This is a genomic window from Nostoc sp. CmiVER01 (assembly GCF_034531135.2).
Taxonomy (GTDB): domain Bacteria; phylum Cyanobacteriota; class Cyanobacteriia; order Cyanobacteriales; family Nostocaceae; genus Nostoc.
The window spans coordinates 103,922-121,860 of record NZ_JAVRBU020000003.1 but is presented as its reverse complement, the minus strand read 5'-3'; the positions used below and the strand labels follow the sequence as shown (position 1 = coordinate 121,860).

At 42.7% G+C, this 17,939-nt stretch carries 12 protein-coding genes; 4 read left to right on the top strand and 8 right to left on the bottom strand.

Going from position 1 to position 17,939, the window contains the following annotated elements:
* Nucleotides 1-423 precede the first annotated feature (423 nt).
* The 4 genes from RMZ43_RS05420 to gloA all read right to left on the bottom strand — a co-directional run bounded on the left by RMZ43_RS05420 (nt 424) and on the right by gloA (nt 7,149).
* Entirely contained in the window at nt 424-1,245 is an 822-nt protein-coding gene (locus tag RMZ43_RS05420; RefSeq protein ID WP_322646330.1) for a PIG-L deacetylase family protein, read from the bottom strand.
* A 104-nt stretch (nt 1,246-1,349) separates the two neighbouring features.
* Nucleotides 1,350-2,744 carry a glycosyltransferase gene (locus RMZ43_RS05415; RefSeq protein WP_322655079.1) on the bottom strand — a complete coding sequence of 465 codons (1,395 nt, stop codon included), beginning with the start codon at nt 2,742-2,744 and terminating at the stop codon, nt 1,350-1,352.
* Nucleotides 2,745-2,967: 223 nt separating this feature from the next.
* On the bottom strand, nt 2,968-5,637 hold the full coding sequence (clpB, locus tag RMZ43_RS05410; protein ID WP_322646332.1) for an ATP-dependent chaperone ClpB: 2,670 nt from the start codon (nt 5,635-5,637) through the stop codon (nt 2,968-2,970).
* A 1,077-nt stretch (nt 5,638-6,714) separates the two neighbouring features.
* Complete coding sequence (gene gloA / locus RMZ43_RS05405; protein WP_322655078.1) at nt 6,715-7,149, bottom strand: lactoylglutathione lyase; 435 nt, start codon at nt 7,147-7,149, stop codon at nt 6,715-6,717.
* Nucleotides 7,150-7,408: 259 nt separating this feature from the next.
* Between gloA and eno the strand changes: the two genes are divergently transcribed.
* Nucleotides 7,409-8,710 (top strand): phosphopyruvate hydratase, encoded by a 1,302-nt coding sequence (gene eno / locus RMZ43_RS05400; protein WP_322655077.1) that lies wholly within the window; start codon nt 7,409-7,411, stop codon nt 8,708-8,710.
* Between the two features lie 53 nt (nt 8,711-8,763).
* Here the strand turns inward: eno and argC are convergent, their stop codons facing one another.
* Entirely contained in the window at nt 8,764-9,822 is a 1,059-nt protein-coding gene (gene argC, locus RMZ43_RS05395; RefSeq protein WP_322655076.1) for an N-acetyl-gamma-glutamyl-phosphate reductase, read from the bottom strand.
* A 341-nt stretch (nt 9,823-10,163) separates the two neighbouring features.
* On the opposite strand from argC, the gene ribBA reads away from it, so the two are divergent.
* Nucleotides 10,164-11,837 (top strand): bifunctional 3,4-dihydroxy-2-butanone-4-phosphate synthase/GTP cyclohydrolase II, encoded by a 1,674-nt coding sequence (gene ribBA / locus RMZ43_RS05390; protein ID WP_322655075.1) that lies wholly within the window; start codon nt 10,164-10,166, stop codon nt 11,835-11,837.
* Nucleotides 11,838-11,897: 60 nt separating this feature from the next.
* Here the strand turns inward: ribBA and RMZ43_RS05385 are convergent, their stop codons facing one another.
* A complete protein-coding gene (locus RMZ43_RS05385; protein ID WP_322655074.1) occupies nt 11,898-12,776 on the bottom strand; it encodes an N-acetylmuramoyl-L-alanine amidase in 879 nt (292 codons plus the stop codon).
* A gap of 298 nt (nt 12,777-13,074) precedes the next feature.
* Entirely contained in the window at nt 13,075-15,918 is a 2,844-nt protein-coding gene (locus RMZ43_RS05380) for a COR domain-containing protein (RefSeq protein WP_322655073.1), read from the bottom strand.
* A gap of 621 nt (nt 15,919-16,539) precedes the next feature.
* On the opposite strand from RMZ43_RS05380, the gene RMZ43_RS05375 reads away from it, so the two are divergent.
* Nucleotides 16,540-16,743, top strand: a complete 204-nt coding sequence (locus tag RMZ43_RS05375) for a hypothetical protein (RefSeq protein WP_322655072.1) — start codon at nt 16,540-16,542, stop codon at nt 16,741-16,743.
* Complete coding sequence (locus RMZ43_RS05370; RefSeq protein ID WP_322646340.1) at nt 16,724-17,077, top strand: type II toxin-antitoxin system PemK/MazF family toxin; 354 nt, start codon at nt 16,724-16,726, stop codon at nt 17,075-17,077. The genes RMZ43_RS05375 and RMZ43_RS05370 overlap by 20 nt, the downstream gene beginning before the upstream one ends.
* Before the next feature lie 79 nt (nt 17,078-17,156).
* On the opposite strand, the gene RMZ43_RS05365 is transcribed toward RMZ43_RS05370, so the two are convergent.
* Nucleotides 17,157-17,786, bottom strand: coding sequence for a DUF4126 domain-containing protein (locus RMZ43_RS05365; RefSeq protein ID WP_322646341.1), 630 nt, complete (start codon nt 17,784-17,786; stop codon nt 17,157-17,159).
* Between the last annotated feature and the right edge of the window lie 153 nt (nt 17,787-17,939).

Sequence of the window (17,939 nt, the reverse complement as noted above, 5' to 3'; positions counted from 1 at the left end):
ATTTATTAAATTTATATCATGGGTTCATTTTTTGGTTAATACCGAAAAATACTGAATTTTTAAAATTCTTTAATTTATCCTTATCTAAAATACTTATGTAACAGAAAAATCTGCATTACTAGACTACTTCAGCTCTCTTTAATAGAGAAATAGTATGATTTAAACTAACTTTGTAGAAATCTATTTCATCCAAAGCTAGCTTTATGAAGATGTTGCCAGCATACTAAAGTTATAGTACCCACCTGTTAAAGTAAAAACATCAGTTGTAGGCAAAATAATATAAAAAATTTTAAAATCTCTCTGTAGTGGGGAGACGGCAGAAGAAATATTCTTAATCTCAAGCAAATACGCAGTAATTAAGTTTAATAGTCAATAGCTGAATTACACTGTCGTTTGTACAGACCATCTATTAGAATATTGATTTTACAACATAGAATTTGGCTTGAAAAAAATTTCATACGGTACGAGAAATCGCCGTAGGAAACCAGGCTTTAGTACAGCAGAAGTTTCAGTATCAATAGGTAGGCATTGGGAGCGGTAAGCTTCAAGCGCCTCTATCTTCTTACTTTGAACAGAATGGATAGATATACGGTGAGCAGATGCTAATTCACCTAGTTTTAAGTCACGGAAGAGTAAAGATTTCCAGAGAATCCAAATAGGGTACTGTAAAACGTCAACCTCAATTTCAGAGTATTGAATTGCCGCTAGCAGTAATTCGTAAGTTACTTCGTGGTCTTTAATACGGTCTTGGCGGTGAGTCACATAAACCTCTCCAGGCTGGAAGGATTTTAAGAGTTGAGCAAGTTGTTCAATTGTTTGTTGGCGCTTGCTTGCATCTAGATATTGAAGCTGACTATCTGGTTTGTCAAGAAAATAAATTTGGCTCTTGTCTATGCCTAAGATGCTTAAAGCACAAAGCGCTTCCTGCTTACGAATTGGAACTATTTCACCAGATTGAAACTTGGGATGTTTGCCATGACTTGCTGCTCCATCTGTGACAAAAACAATCTGGACTGGCACATTCTGTTCCCGCTTGAGTCTAATTAAACCACCACACCCCAAAACTTCATCATCCTGGTGCGGTGCAATTATCATCGCAGATTTCTGATTAACTTTCATTGGCTTACTACCAATATGCAATAGCCAAAGAAACTGCACGCTACTTAGAAATTCTGGCAATTTATAATTGTATAGTCGCCAAATTTTGTTTTGTACTCGATGAAGAAAGTGTTTGACGTTCAGCATTTTTTTCAGTCCTATAGCTCATCTCTGAATATCGGTTTCATCATCTCTACAATTTTGACTGGTGAGTTATATTTTATTCGGATTTATCTACCCAGAAAGGGAAACTATCGTTGTAGATTTTTATATATGGCGGCTATTTCTGCCGCCTGCATACTTACTGTACGAACAGATTTAATACCTTGGCGTAATTTATTAAGTAAATTAGTATCTGTTGCTAATCGCTCGAAAGCTTGAGTCCAAGCCTTAGTATCGTTAGCAGTCACTAACCAACCATCAATGCCATGTCTAACAAGTTCAGCAATACCCCCCAAGTTAGAGCCGATGACAGGTACAGATAGAGAGTGGGCTTCTAATACAACCAAAGGCCCAGTTTCTAGACATTGGGAAGGTACAGCCAGTAAGTCATAGTTAGCTAAAGTTTGAGGGAGTTCAACTCTAGTTAGTTGTTTATTCACACGAATCCGAGGATCATTTGCTATCAAATTAAAGATTTTTTGGCGATATCGTTCATCCTGTGTTATTCCATAAATGGCCAACTCAATCTTGATAAAAGGGGGTAAATCTTTAACTGCCTGTACTAAAATCTCGATACCCTTATATATATCCCAGCGTCCTAAAAAGATTACTTTTAAAGGGTCTGATTCCTGTTTTGTCTGTGGTAATTTTTTTTGTTCAGTATAAGAAATTCCATGTCGAGAGAGAATGAGTTTTTCTTCAGGTATCCCGTTGATGAGTAGAGCTTTATAAAGCCAATCACACACTGTCACAATGCGGTCGGCATATTTTGCCATTTTGAGCAAACTTTTTTGGCGTGCAGCAACATAGCTAGGCACGACAAAAGGACGTACAAATCTTCCCAGATTGCCATCGTCTACTGAGGCTGGAAGATATGCACTCACAGGCATTGGTACGCGACCAAGGATAGCTTGGGGCAAATGGCTCAAACTTTTGACCATTTCAGCAGGTAACTTTTTGCTCAAAGTATCAGCACATTGAGAACATCGCACCACATCAATTTTGCCATCGCAAACTTTCTGTCCATCGAACATCAAAGTAATTCGCTGGCAAACGGGTAGAGCATAGTGTACTGTCAACACTGTTGCCATGCCTAATTCTTTAGCTAATCGCAAATGAGGTAAGCCACAAGATACTTCCCAATGGTGCTGATGATATATGTCTGCTTTTTGGTTGGTTAACCAATTAGCGAAATATTCAAATTTCCCATGCGGGAATTGTCCATGATTCGGTTCTGTTTTAGGCGTAGGAAATACAGGATATCGATAAACTTCTACGCCGTTATATTTATAAGTCTCTTCTTTTTGGGAACCGTTACTAGCTGCTGCTATCTGGATGTCAATTTCATGTGTAGGTTCCGCCAGTGCTAAGAGCGATGCATGCGGCTGTAAACTACGCAATTCTGGCAGTAAATCGTTGAGGTTTACTTGAATACCACCACATTTATCTGGAAAATAGCGAGCAAGAGCTTGAATTACTTTCATTAGGAGGAATCTCCAAGACAGGAAATCTGCTTTTGCTATTTTATTCGCTGTATTGTAAATTACCCAGTAATATCTGTACTCCAGTTAGGGAGACGCGATAAATCGCCGTCTCTACAGGGAATTCTTTATTGACATACTACTAGATCGCCCATTCTCACCTGACGAATCAGAAAAATAGAACGATCTAGTTTTATTTACATCTTATTTGACAGTGTATTAAGTTTTACGATTCTGGTGCTGACTCAACCAGCTTGACGGTAGTTTGTGGCACTGATATTTTTACCAGCACTTTTTTGCTAAAAGATAGACCGTTTTCGTTTTTATCAATGATAATCGTGTCTCCAGAGATAAAAGTATTCTCCAATAATTTGGTAGCGAGGGGGTTTTCTACTTCTCGCTGAATTGCCCGTTTGAGTGGACGAGCGCCATAAACTGGGTCGTAGCCTGCTTCTACAAGGTAATCACAGGCTGCTTGGGATATTTCAAAGAAGATTTTTTGCTCGCGCAGGAGATTTTCGACCCGTTTGAGTTGAATACGGATGATTTGCCGCATTTCCGTGCGATTTAAGGTATGGAAGAGAATAATGTCATCGACGCGGTTGAGAAATTCAGGGCGGAAATGCGATCGCAAAGCATCCATTACCCGCTTCCGCATCGTTTCATACTTGGAATCATCACCAGATATATCCAAGATATGTTCGCTACCAATGTTACTGGTCATGACAATAACGCTGTTACGAAAATCTACCGTTCTTCCCTGAGAGTCAGTAATTCTTCCATCATCTAACACTTGCAATAAAATATTGAACACATCGGGGTGTGCCTTTTCGACTTCATCCAACAGCACCACTGAGTAAGGACGACGACGAACCGCTTCGGAAAGCTGACCACCTTCTTCATAGCCTACATATCCTGGAGGCGCTCCGACTAACCGAGAAACTGAGTGTTTTTCCATATACTCAGACATATCTAAGCGCACCAATGCATCATCAGAATCAAAGAGAAACTGAGCTAAAGCACGGGCGAGTTCGGTTTTACCTACGCCTGTAGGGCCCATGAACAAAAATGAACCAATGGGACGAGAGGGATCTTTCATCCCTGCACGAGCGCGGCGAATTGCGGCGGCTACCGCTTCTACAGCCTCTTCTTGCCCAATGACTCGTTGATGTAAATGACTTTCTAATTGGAGCAACTTTTGCCGTTCTGATTCCAATAGGCGATTTACGGGAATTCCTGTCCATTTGGCGACGATTTCGGCAATATCGGCTTCGGTGACTTGTTCTCGCAGTAAGGTGGAACCTTGGTTCTGAATTTCTAAAAGGCTCGCTTCTTTGGCTTCGCGCTCGTGCTGCACTCCCTCCAATTTGCCATACTTCAGTTGGGCAGCTTTATTTAGGTCATAAGCGCGTTCCGCCTGTTCAATTTGCACTCGCAGCGCATCTTCTTCTTTCTTTAAGGCGCTTATCGCCTCCAATATCTGCTTTTCACCTTGCCATTGCTCATTAAATATTTGCTGCTTTTGGGTTAAATCGGCAATTTCTTGCTCAATGCGCTGCAAACGTTCTTTAGTTTGGGGAATACCCTTTTCTTCGCCAGCTAATGAGAGCTTTTCCATTTCTAACTGCATGAGGCGGCGATCAATAGTTTCCAATTCTGCTGGTTTGGAGGTAATTTCCATTTTCAACTGTGCTGCTGCTTCATCCACCAAATCAATGGCTTTATCTGGTAGGAAGCGATCGCTAATATAACGCGCTGACAGTGTTGCTGCTGCTACCAACGCCGAATCAGAAATTTTGACGTTGTGATGTACTTCATAGCGTTCTTTCAATCCCCGCAGAATGGAAATAGTATTTTCCACACTTGGCTGATCGACAAATACTTGCTGAAAGCGGCGTTCTAGGGCAGCGTCTTTCTCAATATGTTTGCGGAATTCGTCGAGGGTAGTAGCACCAATACAACGCAGTTCTCCCCTTGCCAGCATTGGTTTGAGCAGATTTCCGGCATCCATTGCCCCTTGTTGATTGGAACCTGTGCCGACTACGGTATGTAATTCGTCAATAAACAGGACAATTTGACCATTAGATTCCGTAACTTCCCGGAGAACAGATTTTAGACGGTCTTCAAATTCACCCCTGTATTTTGCCCCAGCAATCAAACTACCCATATCTAAAGAGATGAGCTGGCGGTTTTTTAAAGATTCGGGAACGTCACCGTTGACCATTCGCTGCGCTAAAGCTTCGGCGATCGCAGTTTTTCCTACCCCAGGTTCACCAATCAATACAGGGTTATTTTTGCTACGACGAGATAATACTTGAATTACCCGCCGAATTTCGTCATCGCGCCCAATCACCGGGTCGAGTTTTCCAGATTTTGCCTGTTCTGTCAAATCTCGACCAAATTTTTGTAAGGCTTCATAACGCGATTCTGGGCTTTGATCTGTTACCTTTTGGCTACCGCGAATGGTTTTGATAGCAGCCTCTAGTTTAGCTGCATCTGCACCAAAGCCTTTGAGTATCTTTCTGCCAACGCGATCGTCTTCAGCAAAGGCCAAAAGTATGTGTTCCACGGAAATGTAGGAATCTTTCATCCTGGCTCTAGCTTCCTCGGCTCGGTCTAGTAAAATATCTAAATTGCGGCTGAGGTAAAGCTGATCGCTTTTACCAACTTTAGGCTGACGTTGGGTAAAGGCTTCTAGCTGCTGTTGCAAGCGGATTGGATCGACCTCAGATCGAGCCAGGATACGTATGGCTAGACTAGTGGGTTCTTCTAACAGGGCGATAATTAAATGTTCAACATCTAGTTGCTGTTGTTGATAAGCACGAACTATATCCTGAGATTTAACAATTCCTTCCCAGGCTTTATCAGTAAATTTATTTGGATCTGTAGGTTGCATCTTTAAAATTTCGGAATTTTGATTTTTAGTTTAGGGATTGGTAGTGGGATTGGGACTGGGTATTAGAATACTCTTCCCTAGTCCCTAATTATCCAAACATTCTTAGCGGATGTCCGCGTGTATCTCCAGTGGCAATTTTGGATTGGTAATTGGCGATCGTTATAATCGATTACCCATATTTCTAATTTAAAACGAAAACACTGTTCTGAACGGACTTTACCAAATGGTAATATTGGAACAATAGCTATTAGTGTTGCTCATTAACGACAGTATGCGGGTAATACTAATAGGATTTACGCAGACAAGATACCCCAACCCGCCTAAAATAGTGAGGCAAAAAGCCAAAAGTCTTACGCCTCTGGCTTTACCTGCATAAAATGACAGTGTGTAACAAGAATTAATCTCCCCAGATATAGCTCAACTTTTTAAGACATCGGTGTAGATTTTCCTACAGCTTTATTGGCTTTGATAGGGTTTTACTGGGTGGCTTAATTTGCTCCTTTTTAAGGCTTATCATTACCAACATCAAAGAAATCTTCCGCTTCGTTATTAACTCGCCTGGGAATTTGTTCCCAGGCGAATAGCTAAAGTCCTCTCAAGAGGACTAAATATAAGATTTTAAGCGATGTCGATGGTTAAGCTCTTTGGGTTAGCAAGAAAGGCAGAGGGCAGGAGGCAGAAGGCAGAAGAGAATTCTGATAGCGTAGCGGTAGCGAGTCATCGAGCGTCTTCCTGCCCTCTGCCACGACCGAAGTCCGTAAGGGTTGAGAGCAACAATCCAAAATCTCTGCCACAGGTGTCTTGCAATCAGTGTAGGTCTGTTCGCGGAGCGTCTCCCCTTGGGAGAAGCCTACACTGCAAGAGCAAACCTTCTGCCCTCTGTCCTCTGCCTTCTTCACGGAAAATTTCAGTCCACTTAAGTAGACTTCAGCTATGAGTCGCAGAACTTAAGTTCTGGGCGCGATGTCGGTCAATGCGACATCTTAACTGTTACAAAAATGTGGGTAATGGCAAGCCTTTTTAAGGAGGATCAAGCCTGAACTCAAGCGTATTGGCTTATATTCTTAATTATAAGAATTATTGACTCACAAGTTGCTCTTGGGATTCCTGTTTGACTGCTGACCCTTGATTTGTAAGTTGAATCAGTTCAATTTTATACCCATCTGGATCTTCCACAAAAGCAATTACTGTCGAACCATGTTTCATTGGCCCTGGTTCACGCACGACTTTACCACCCTGATTACGGATTTCCTCACACGTAGCGTAAATATCATCAACACCAAGGGCGATGTGACCGTAAGCATTACCCAATTCGTACTTTTCTACTCCCCAGTTGTAGGTTAGTTCTATCACCGAGTTGTCGCTTTCGTCACCATAGCCAACAAAAGCCAGGGTAAATTCTCCGCCTGGATAATCTTTTCGGCGTAGTAATTTCATACCTAGAAGTTCACAGTAAAACTTTAAGGATTCTTCAAGGTTGCCCACCCGTAGCATGGTATGTAGTAATCGCATATTGACCTTTTCTCTGTAATTGATTTAGTGTTATTCTCTGCCAATATTTTACCTAGCTCAAAGTCTGAAGGTAGAAATGCGATCAAGGAAAAAGACAGGATAAACATTCTCTTACCCATTTTTGGCGTTGATCCCTATCCATAATAATGGAAATCTTCTTTAATCTCAGCCAATAAAGTCTCTTAAACGCCTATGCTAGCGATTGGGTTAGGCAACTGGACTGGATGCGTAACAGACTCGAATAAAGGATAAAGTACAGATGAGTAAATTTCTAGATACTGACCTAGATACTGCAATTGTTGCGATCGCAGCCCGTGAAATTCTTGATTCACGCGGTAGACCGACAATTGAAGCCGAAGTGCATTTAGCCAACGGTGGTGTCGGACTGGCACAAGTTCCCAGTGGCGCTTCTACTGGCACTTTTGAGGCTCACGAACTGCGTGATGGCGATAAAAGCCGTTATGGGGGCAAAGGCGTACTCAAGGCGGTAAAAAACGTCAGAGAAGCACTTGCGCCAAAATTATTAGGCTTGGATGCCCTCAACCAAGAATTGCTAGATCGGACAATGATCGCTTTAGATGGTTCTGCTAACAAATCCAATTTGGGGGCGAATGCGATTTTGGGGGTTTCCCTAGCAGCAGCTAAAGCTAGTGCTGAGTCTTTAGAAATTCCTCTATACCGTTATTTGGGTGGCCCTTTAGCGAATTTACTACCAGTACCGTTAATGAACGTAATTAACGGTGGCGCACACGCATCAAATAACGTGGATTTCCAAGAGTTTATGATTGTCCCAATTGGCGCAACTTCTTTTCGGGAAGCGTTGCGCTGGGGTGCAGAAGTGTTTGCCACCCTTAGTCAGGTGTTAGATGAGAAAGGGTTGCTGACTGGTGTAGGTGATGAAGGCGGTTTTGCCCCTAACCTAGAGTCTAATCAGGTGGCTTTGGAATTGCTGGTTGCTGCCATTAAGAAAGCTGGTTATAAGCCAGGGGAAGAAGTAGCTTTGGCTTTGGATGTGGCGGCTAGTGAGTTTTACAAGAATGGTCAGTATGTTTACGATGGTAAACCTCACGCCCCGGCTGAGTTTATTGATTATTTAGGACAACTCGTTGACCAATACCCAATTGTGTCAATTGAGGATGGCTTGCATGAAGAAGATTGGCAAAGTTGGCAATTGCTCACCCAGAAGTTAGGTTCGCAGGTGCAATTGGTAGGGGATGACTTATTTGTGACTAACGCTACTCGCTTGCAAAGAGGCATCCAGGAAAAAGCCGCTAATGCCATTTTGATTAAACTCAATCAAATTGGTTCTCTCACCGAAACCTTGGAAACAATTGATTTGGCAACTCGCAACAGTATCCGTTCAGTAATTAGCCATCGTTCTGGTGAAACAGAAGACACAACGATCGCTGATTTAGCCGTAGCAACCCGTGCCGGTCAAATTAAAACAGGTTCTCTATGTCGCAGCGAACGCGTAGCAAAATATAATCGCTTGCTGCGAATTGAAGATGAACTAGGCGATCGCGCCGTTTATGCTGGTGCTGTGGGGTTAGGGCCGAAGTAAGGACTAGGGACTGGGGACTAGGGCAAGAATTTTTCCCAATCCCCAATCCCCAATCAAGGATAAAACCCCAACTTGGGCAACCCCAAAGTTTCATCCCAGCCCATCATTAGGTTTAAACACTGAATTGCTTGGCCCGCCTGTCCTTTAACTAGATTGTCAATTGCTGACATGACAATAACGCGACCTGTGCGCGGGTCAACTTCTACACCGATATAACAAAGATTGCTGCCGTTAGCCCATTTGGTTTGGGGATAAACGCCGCTGCCGCAGATTTTCACCCAAGGAGAGTTGCGGTAGAAGGCTGAGAAAATTGTAATTAAATCATCTCGCACTAAACCGGGATCGCGCATTGTGGCATATACCGTTGCCAAAATACCGCGCACCATTGGGATAAGGTGGGGTGTAAATTGGATCATCAGTTCGTGACCAGCTAAGTCACTGCAAATTTGCTCAATTTCTGGGGTATGACGGTGACGGCCAATATTGTAAGCTGCTATGGAGTTGTCTGCTTCAGCTAGTAATAAGTTGGTTTGAGGTTGCCGTCCACTGCTAGATGTACCAGACTTGGCATCAATAATAGCTGTTTCTGGCACGATTAAACCTTGCTTTAAAAGTGGCGAAAGTGCAAGGAGGCTAGCGGTGGGATAGGAACCAGGACAGCCAATGAGTTGAGCTTCGGCAATGCGATCGCGATAAAGTTCTGGTAATCCATAAACTGCTGTAGCTGCAATTGTGCGATCGCTTCTCTCAATGCCATACCAATTTGTATAAGTTGTCAAATTTCTAAACCGATAGTCCGCACTCAAATCTAGTACTTTACATGCTTTTTCCAACAATTTGGGCGCGATTTGGCAAGCTAGACCATTTGGTAAAGACAGGAAAACTACTTCACAGCGATGAGCAATTATTTCTGGTTCTACTGCTTCTATTAGCAGCGTAGTTGCATGAGCCAGATGCGGGTAGAGATCCCCAAAGGATTTCCCGATACTGCTTTCATCGCCTAAATAAACCAATTCGACTTCTGGATGATCCATCAGTAGTCGTACCAACTGTACTCCGCCATAGCCCGACGCGCCAACAATCCCAACGGGTACGCGTCTAAATTTGCCCATGATCTGAAATCCTTATCCCATGAATGGTGAATTCGTTATCAGCTATCAACAATATCAGCGACTAGATGCACAGCGTACAAAACAGCTCAAACCCCTCTACTTTTTTCAGATGTCGGGAAGTAGTGACGCGGCAAAATTGTCAAATATTGTATTTGTCTCTCTTGTCTCGCTTGTCATGTTCATCCTTGATTGTCGTTGCTTTATAAACCCCGATTTTAGGGGCAGAGATTTTTGCTAGCTTATCAAATCATTGCTAGTCTACTCCTCTGCCTTATAAAGGAGCTACAATCTAAAAGAAGAAATTGTTAAAAAAATTTACGTTGGTAGCTGGAAATCTTTCTGTGTCACAGCCTAATACTAACCAAGCTTTTAAATTTGATTCGATTGATGCCGCCTTAGCAGACCTAAAAGCTGGTCGCGTCATTGTAGTGGTAGATGATGAAAATAGAGAAAATGAAGGCGACTTAATTTGTGCCGCCCAATTTGCCACACCCGACATGATTAATTTTATGGCGGTGGAAGCTAGAGGGCTGATTTGTTTAGCGATGACAGGCGATCGCTTAGACGAGCTAGACTTACCCTTGATGGTAAGCAACATTACAGATACTAACCAAACTGCCTTCACTGTTAGCATTGATGCTGGCCCAGAATTGGGTGTAACCACAGGCATTTCAGCAGAAGACCGCGCCCGCACTATCCAGGTTACTCTCAACCCAGCGACAAAACCAACCGATTTACGTCGTCCTGGTCACATTTTCCCGATTCGGGCTAAAGCTGGAGGCGTACTCAAACGCGCAGGACATACAGAAGCGGCTGTGGACTTAGCTCGACTAGCAGGACTTTACCCAGCAGGAGTAATTTGTGAAATTCAAAACTCCGATGGTTCAATGGCGCGGTTGCAGCAGTTAGTTGAATATGCAGAACGCCACAATTTAAAAATAATTAGTATTGCTGATTTAATCAGTTATCGCCTACAGCACGATCGCTTAGTGTATCGAGAGGTTGTTACCAAACTACCTAGTGAATTTGGTCAGTTTGAAATTTACGCCTATCGCCACACCCTGGACAATACAGAACACGTTGCAATTGTCAAGGGCGATCCAGCTAACTTCAAGGATGAGCCAGTAATGGTGCGGATGCACTCAGAATGCTTAACTGGTGACGCTTTGGGTTCTTTGCGCTGCGATTGCCGGATGCAGTTAAACGCTGCACTGAAAATGATTGAGTCTGCGGGTCAAGGTGTAGTTGTATACCTGCGTCAAGAAGGACGGGGAATCGGCTTGATTAATAAGCTGAAAGCCTACTCATTACAGGATATGGGACTGGATACAGTCGAGGCAAATGAGCGTTTAGGATTTCCGGCTGACTTGCGAGATTACGGCATGGGGGCACAAATGCTCATGGATTTGGGCATCAGAAAGATACGTTTGATTACAAATAATCCCCGCAAAATTGCTGGAGTTAAGGGCTATGGAATGGAAGTAGTTGATCGCGTTCCATTGTTAATTGAGGCCAATGACTACAATTCCTATTACCTGGCGACAAAGGCGAAAAAGCTGGGCCACATGCTGTTACAGACTTATTTGGTAACAGTAGCAATTCATTGGCAAGATGACCCGGAAGCTGTGACAGAACGTTATGAACGCCTAGAAAAACTGCGACACTTAGCGAAAAGTAATGATTTATTGTTGCAGGAAGAAGCGCGTCCCTTAGCGATCGCTATATTTGACGAGCCATCTTTGACAGTACACTTGGGTTTTGATCAGCCAAAAGTCGCTAGCTGTGATTGGTATCAACAAAGTGGTCATCCTTATATACAGGCTATCTTCCAAATTCTAGACAACTTAGCAACCTTGCCTTACATCCAAAAACTAGAATTTTTGATATCTTCTGGTTGCGATCCCTTGAGTAATTTACAAGTCCAACTAGATAGACAGACATTTTCAGATGGTACACTGCCTTCATCGATTAGCGATCGCCTGGAGACGCAGCAAATTTATAGCTTTAGCAAATAAATAGCTTGGTTGAATAAATTTTATTGGGTGTGTTATCGCAAAAGCGTAACGCACCATTTTTTATCTACTCACTCTATATATTGGTCTGACCTGACGATAAGTATTAAGTAAGTTGAGAAACTTATTACCATCAAAATTTATCGGGTCAACTTTTTTACCAGAACGATCTACTAGATGGTGCGTAGTGATGCGATCGTCTGGGACTTGACTTTGAGCAATTAACCAAGCAAGAGAATGATATTGAGCCTCCGTGTAGCCGCTATGAGTTTGTTGGCTGCTAGCGTCATAACTATCTGGCGGCGTTTCCAAAGAAACGTGATAAGCAAAATTATTCACAGACGCAGGCAAAGTCGGATTAGTCTGCACAGTTTCCACTCCCTGTGGAGTCTCAAATACTGAGTTAGCTGCACCAAAAGCCCGCTTTTCTGGCGGTACTAGATAAACCACCGTTCCGTCTAACTTGATTAAAGCGTGGTAACTTGCTTGCACACTTTCATCAGTATGGGCTACTTGAAAGAAATTAATGGCGCTAGAAGCAGAATAACCAGTTTCATGGAGGACGATAATTGGTTGGTTGTTGAGAGGAACGCCGTTAACATCTTGGGCATACCGTTCTCCATAGTTACTTGGATCAACCGAAGCAACTTGATAACTAGGTCTGTACTGTGCAAAAGCTTGAGTGGTTACATACCTTGCTATAGGCTTGTTAATTTTGACTGGGGACTTGATAACATTTTGAGATTTCTTCTCTAGTTCTTTCGCTGATTGAAATTGCGCTTGGGGATATTGACTCCAGGCTGTAACCTGTGGATTGGATATATGGGATGTTGCCGGATTATTGTGTAATTTTGTCGCTCGTCCAATTAGCAGCACTACAATTAAAGCCATGAACATCAGCGAGATTAGTAGCACCCTAGTCGCCCAGTCTTTAAACCTCATGTTTCTAATACCCGTAAAACGGTAGATTTTAATTTATAGCTAAACTGATGTGTCTTTTGTAGAGGCGCACTTCTGTACGTCCCTACTATAGATGGTATCCAAACGAAAATCGCTATAATACTTTAATTCTAGTTAAATATACGTTACTAGTATATGTTGTAATCCTAAGTAATTATTTTAGATGCTTCCTTTGTCTAGGGAGCTATTTCAATGTATCAAAACCATTGTTACTGGTTCAGAGAATAGTTGATGAATTGTCTATCTACAATTCAAAATTCCAATCTCAAATCTAAAATAGTCAACGTTTATACTCTGCTGCGTGGTGTTCGCATAGCCACAGGTAATGTCCCTCTGGAGTCAAAACTTTCTTTAATCCACCCCAGTGCTGCTGGGGATCTTTTTCTTCTAAAAGTTGACGCAAGGCACGCAAAGCTGCACCATCGGCGCGTTCTGGATCTAAATCTTCACCTCTGGCAATTTTGTCTGCCACTTCTAAACCTTCAGATTCTTTGAGTTCAGGTAATTTTGCTGCTAGTTCTTTAAATAGTTCTAAGTCATTTTTGAATAGCGTTTCATATTCTTTGGGATCTACGACACCTAGCCAAGGGCCAATTATCGGTGCGGCATATTTTAAAACTTTAAATAAGTTACCAATATAAGGTGCAGTTACTCTCAACCATTTGGCAGGTTCATTTATTTCATATAAACCACCTTCTTGGGTGGGATGCCAACACCCCGGTGCTTGGCAATAGAGTTGTAAATCTAATTTCTGTCCAGTTAGATTTTTTTGCCAAGCTTTACCGTCACAGGGACGCAGGACAAAGACATTGGGACAGTGAGAATCTATGATTGCTTGTTCGCGGCGGAATGCATTAGTAAATCCCCGTTGCGTCAGTTCTAGAAGATTTTTAAATTCATCGAGAATTACTGCTTGTCCGTCAACAACTGTTTTTTCTAACTGGTCAATGCGTTCTAGTACTGCATTTTGAGTATTCCAGTTTAAGCCATATAAGAGTTCTGGCACTGATACATCTTCCATAGCTTCTGGACATTCAATTGTTCCTTTCTTTTTTTCCCAGCGTTGCGATAGTTGTTTATAGTCAAATTCGTGGTTACATGGTTGACCATTATGACCATGACATGGAATTGTACGTTTAATATCTAATCCAGGAAACCTGGCGAGAGTGACTTCCATGCCATCTCGAAGCAGGACAAAGAAATTTAGCGGGTTAGGGCCTCGCACTGTTAATTTAATATAGCGATCGCTTTTAACAGCTTCCACTAATGCTAAATGTTCCTGCTCATAAGCAAATAAAACACCGTTACGCCAATGAATGCCAGTTGTAAAGCGGTGTTGACGCGCAATAAACCAAGTAGGAATCCCCGCAGGAATGGTATTGAGTTTAAATTTCATCGAAATTTCATTGCACTTACCTGTTTGTTTAATTTGCTGCCATTTCTGTTCATAATTAGGCGCATCGAGGGGCAAACGTTCCACAACCAGACTGAGATCCCGGTTTTCGGGAATGCGGTAGGAAAGGTCAAAACGCTCCATTAGGTGCAAAAAGTGATCACGCATTGATGGCTCTAAATCGCGCCAAAGTTGATTCATTTCCTGACGGGTGAAAATGCCCTTGCGGTTGATTACGTCTTCGCTTTCCAGCACTTTGCTGATATATTCAGTTACCCACTGGGGCTTGAGAATAACGGTATCGTTAAGTTCTTCGTTGTCTTGGAAGTAGAGAATTTCGCCTAATTCATGCAGCCATCGCGCCAGCACTTCCTTGCTGATATCAGCAACTTGGGACTCAGTTATGATGTTCCACAGTTGTTGAGGCGTGATTTGTTTTTTCGGCTGGGTGCGGATGGCATTGGCTGCATTTAGCCAAGTAGTAGGCCAGATTTCACCTATTAAGGGTAATTTGGCGGCTGCTTTAGCGATCGCTTGCCGCAGTTCTTCAATGCCAAGGCTGATTTTAGAACTAATTTTACAGTGTTCGATAATCTGGGGGTACTTGTCGCGTAACTCTTTGAGAGGAAGGTCGGCATCTCGCTCATCGATGTGGGTGGCGACGAGTAAAATCGGCGATTCCGGGGCTAAGGCTTTAATAGTATCTAGCCAGTAATAGAGTTTACCTTGCTCAAATCCCAGTCGAGCATTCCAGGCGAGTAAGAATAGGGAACGGTTGGTGAGAAAGAATTGATGGGTGGCGTGATAGATTTCTTGTCCGCCAAAGTCCCAGGTTTTCAGATGCATCGTAGTACCTGCTTTTCCGGGATGGGTTAAATCGAGCCATTTAATTTCAATGCCGTGGGTGGTGGATTCTTGAGTGTCGAACTCTTCACCGCGCAATGCTCTTAATAATGATGTTTTACCCACACCTCCTTCACCGACTACTAGCAGCTTAGAAACCCACTGCCGTTGGCTACTCTCTAACCTTTCTTGCAGATAGGTTAAAATCGCCTGTGTTCCTTGCTCGACAATTTCAGGCGGTGGGGAGCTTAATTGTGGATTGTTATTGAGGGATAGCCATGTCAAGTTGGAGAGTTGGCTGATTTCTGGCGGCAGGCTGCTGAGTTGATTGTTGAAGAGGAATAGCGTTGTCAAGTTAGAGAGTTGGCTGATTTCTGGCGGCAGGCTGCTGAGTTGATTGTTATCGAGGAATAGCGCTGTCAAGTTGGAGAGTTGGCTGATTTCTGCTGGCAGGCTACTAAGTTGATTGTTACCGAGGTTTAGCCTTGTCAAGTTGGATAGTTGGCTAATTTCTGGCGGTAGGCTGCTGAGTTTATTTTTACCGAGGTATAGCTCACTCAAGTTGGAGAGTTGGCTGATTTCTAGCGGCAGGTTGCTGAGTTGATTGTTTTCGAGAGATAGCTCAGTCAAGTTGGAGAGTTGGCTGATTTCTGGCGGCAGGCTGCTGAGTTGATTTTTATGCAGGGATAGCCTTTTCAAGTTGGAGAGTTGGCTGATTTCTGGCGGCAGGCTGCTGAGGTTATTGTTTTCGAGGTATAGCCTTTTTAAGTTGGAGAGTTGGCTGATTTCTGGCGGCAAGCTGCTGAGTTGATTGTTAGAGAGGGATAGCTCCGTTGCCTTTCCCCTGGCAGCTTTTTCAATAATTTGCAACAGTTCTTCGTTTGTCACCTGCAAACCTCACCAACTTTGTAGCAATATTTACTAAAGTAGTATATCGTAACCAAGTTTTAGAGACTGGATTAGTGTGTTTATCTGCGTAAAAACGGCTTTAATGTTGAAATTAGCAGGGTACGTAGGCGTAGCCCGTCGTAGACATCGCTACCCTCGAAATAACATTCACTCATTAATGGAGTTCAAAGACTCGTTCACGAGTATCAAAGACTCGTTAACGGAGTTCAAAGACTCGTTAATGGAGTTCAAAGGCTCGTTCACGAGTATCAAAGACTCATTAACGGAGTTCAAAGACTCGTTTACGAGTATCAAAGGCTCGTTCACGAGTATCAAAGACTCGTTAATGGAGTTCAAAGGCTCGTTTACGAGTATCAAAGACTCATTAACGGAGTTCAAAGACTTGTTAACGGAGTTCAAAGACTCATTCACGAGTATCAAAGGTACATTAAGCTTTCGCGCTAACACGCCCTACGACTGCGATCGCTTTATAATTGCGATGTCTACGACGGGCTATGACGCTCGAAGACTCGCTAACGCTTCGCTATCGGCGTCGCACCATCAACGCTACAGGCATCGCTTTATGGCATACATTGAATATAGTTAGCAGTCGGCAATTCCATGAATATTCGTCAAGAACTTCTAAGTCTGATTCAACAACTCAATGATGAGCAGTTATCAGCATTGGTTGATTTAGCTCTTTCTTTTAAGAATGGCGAAAAATCTGTTAATCCTGCTGTTGAATCTCAGGCTTATCAGGATTGGGTAAGTTCTGAAAATGATATTTACGACGAAGTATTTGCTGATGAACTTACAGCGCGGTGATGTTGTGTTGTGTCGAGTCCCCATGCCTTCAACGGGATTGGCACAGTTTAAAGTTCGCCCTGCTGTTGTAATTTCGGCAAATCACTTGAATCAAATTCTTGATGATTTGATGATTGTGCCTTGTACTTCCAACACTAATCGCCCTTTAACTGTAACGCAATATTTAATAACGGGCGATGAAATTGCCAGTGCAGGTATTAGAGTTGAGTCTGTGGTTCGCTGTGAGTCAATTTTTACATTAAATAAATCTATGATTCTCAGAAAGCTGGGTTCTCTTTCCTCTGAGGCAATTAATCAAGTGAATTTTTGTCTAATAGCGGCTTTGGAATTATAAATTACTACGATCGCTTTATAATTGCGATGTCTACGACGGGCTATTCGGTGTCGCAGCGATGAAACCAATTCATAAGCACTTATCCCAATTCTTTTGATGGAGAGACGGTTTCGTGAGCTTGAGAAGATGGTTTACTCAAGAAGAAACTCCAGATTCTTTGAATAGCAATTATTAGAAAACCAATCACAATCACTCCTGCTACCACTGGTAAAGCTAGCGCCAGCACAGATAGTCCGATTGCGACGAGCAATTCAATGGTTGACACAACTGGATTGGTTAATCCACCAGAAACGCCTGTAGAACTTATCCGCAATATATTCGTTAATCCCTGAGTTAATCCTGCGGTTCCACCACCAGCAACTAAAGCTAACGTCCATTGCACCAGTGGATTCATCTCTGGAGCAACGGATGCTGTGACGATTGTCCCGGCGATAAATGCCGCAGGAGTGGCTACAATATCCAGCAGATGGTCTAACCAAGGAATGTAATAACCGATAATTTCTAATGAACAAGCGACTGCAAAGACAATTACAGCTTGAGGTGTTTCCACCCAATCAAAGTTAGTCGGTAAATCTAAATGTCCAAAAACTGAAGCCACACTCAATGCTAGCAGTGGTACAAATACTCGAAAGCCAGCCGCCGCGCTCAAACTAATCCCCAGTAATAATTCAATAAATGTATTGAGATTGAACAAAGAATTTAAATCCATAGTAAGACTCAAGTTATACTCCTGGTGTTTTTTCCATCTTTGAGCTGAACGGAGTAACAACTCTAAGCTGTAATCCTAAGATAAGAAGCTTGGCGAAACTATTTCATCTGACTATGTGTAGAATTCAGTGAAATCCCACCTGTGTCAATACTG